General features: G+C 44.4%; 1 protein-coding gene. It reads right to left on the reverse strand.

The window, feature by feature from the left end; genetic code table 11:
• Window positions 1-190: 190 nt before the first annotated feature.
• Window positions 191-919, reverse strand: a complete 729-nt coding sequence (locus ACKI5G_RS06865) for a hypothetical protein (protein ID WP_407398878.1) — start codon at window positions 917-919, stop codon at window positions 191-193.
• Between the last annotated feature and the right edge of the window lie 1,452 nt (window positions 920-2,371).

A 2,371-nucleotide genomic window follows, 5' to 3' on the forward strand; every position in this document is an offset into this window, starting at 1 on the left:
TGATAGGTAAGCTCGGACAAGTTTAACTTTCTCCTCTGCTGTAATTTTATGTTTTTGTGGCATAAAAACTCCCCCTATGATGACAGTTTTATTTTTTACTGTCTCCCATAGGGGGAGCATATCAATTTGAGAACAGCCCTGAGATTATTATTTTGTTGATTTACACGCCAAATTCAGCGGGGCGTATTGGTTATTTTTGAGAAGCATGCCAAGCTGCACTAGAAGCAGCAGAAGCCGCTCTATCTGCAGCCTCAGCTGCTCTTTCTGCCATCTTTGCTACATTATCTACCTTTTCATCTACTACTCTATCATGTTTCTCCGTATGATAAAGGTTGATAGCTTCTGCAAAAGTATTAGCCCGATAATTCTCGATATATCCAATCAATATTTTTAAAATATTTGGTTCTTGATATTGTTCTGGAATAAACGTATCTGGCTTTCTTTGACGAACATCTTCAAAAATACTCAAATTATGAAAATATATCTTCTCTCTCTCCTTATTTTCTACATCGTACCTATTTTTCTTTTCTTGGTAGAGTTTGTGCCATTTGTCCTTATCCTCTTTTTCTTTCTCTCTAGCCCCGTCCATTTTGACACCTAAAATAACTAATAAAAAGAGACCTAAGAAAAATGCTAAAATAAAAATTATAACCCCTGCCAAAAAACCATCCGGAAAAAGATTTGTCTTGTAGTAAGTATAAATAAATCCACCATAATAAATTAATGCAAAAACAAACATAAAAAAACATCCGCCTGAGAGGTTGGAGGTATTCTTAGTTACAAACTCTTCATAGGTTGGGAAGTCAGGGATCTGACTTTTTTTTAATTCATTTTCTTTGACTATGAATTCTTCCTTCCATGATGCCACTGTTTTTAATTCCGCTATTAATTGTGCTCTGTCTACTGGTGGTTCCTTCATTATCATCCCTCCGACATAAGTTGAATGACCCTCCTCAAAAACGGAGAGTCGTATTGATAGTGGATTTTATGGTGCTTCAGCACTACCATTACAAATATTTTTTATCGTTGAGAAAATTATATCATTATATATCAGTTATTACCATTGTATTTTATGGGTGGGTCGTATGCCGGAGGGTGAGGCTGCGCCATGGTCTAGGTGCTGGGTGCTGTCTCGTCCTCTGGCTGGCGGGTGGGGTCGCGAAGCGTCTACGAGGTGGCGAGAGTGGCTGGTCAGCTTTCGATAAGATGTGGTTATCGGACAGTAAACTACGGCTTACTTCCGATAACCGAAAAACTCTTATCGGACGCTCACCTGTCAGAGTTTATGAGGCTGGAGGCTCCTTCCCCGATACAAAAACGGATGCCCAGAAGGTGACTCCTGCCCATACTCATAGACCCACACTTGGAGCTGGCACCAATAAACATGACTACAATGTATCAAAAAATATGCTGAAAATCGGCTTTATTTTACTATACAATTAGGTTATATATCGCAAATAAAAACTGTACAAAATGGTCTTGTGTGCCAATGGAATGGCTTGATTCGTCCCCGGCTTCGGGGCCTCGTGGGGGCCCAGGGAAGCCGTACTTTATTGCGTGGCCATGCTCTGGTGATTCCGCTTTAAATGGCTTCTGTTGTTACAGAAGCCGTCCTTCCGCGGAGGGTGAGGCTATGGCTTGCCATGGCCTCAGCTTTCGCTACTCTCTGAGAGATGGCGGGAACTTTTTTCCGGGGGTATGACTGCGCCCCTCTGGGGTGTAGTGATACCATCCGGGTACTACACTTGGAGATGGGTGCGGTGGCTGGAGTGCGCGGACTGTAGAGCAGCCCATCGGGCGGAACGGAAGGGAGCGACAGGACAGCTACCGCCATACTGGCCCAGTAGTAGGCACTGGACAAAAAGCCAACAGCTGTGTATGGGTTCTGCTTGCAGGTTCCATACTCTGCTATTCGGGGCATCACTTATAGTCGGGATGTAAGCGGTAACTGGAAGGACTGGAGCGAAGCGTAAGGAAAGACAGTGACCGCGTATACTGGCCCAGTAGTAGGCACTAAACCACCTTTCGGCGGCTGGGTATGCTCCCAGCTTTCTTCAGATACTATCAGGGCTTTTCATGGCATAGCCGGAATCCGTGATGTAGGCATGACAGGAAAAGACCTGGGGCCAATGCTGCTGGGGGTATACTCTGCCGTCCGGGGCACCTTCTCGAGTCGGTGTTTCAGACGCTGGAGTGTGGCTGACCGCACGTATGGGAGGTCTGACACCGCAAGCGGCTCACTTCAATCAAGGCAGCCTAGTTTTTAAGAGTGTGGGTGGCCTCCTTCGTACCCCTTTATTTTATAATTTGTTTATTTCCAATTTAGATTTAAGCCATATAATATATCCAAAATATAGCGAGGGGGTATCTG

The organism is Anaerovibrio sp., from assembly GCF_045637405.1.
Classification (GTDB): domain Bacteria; phylum Bacillota; class Negativicutes; order Selenomonadales; family Selenomonadaceae; genus Anaerovibrio.

Coding starts and splice junctions, on each gene's coding strand:
- ACKI5G_RS06865 (WP_407398878.1), bottom strand. CDS start 919: ATGAAGGAACCACCAGTAGACAGAGCACAATTAATAGCGGAATTAAAA.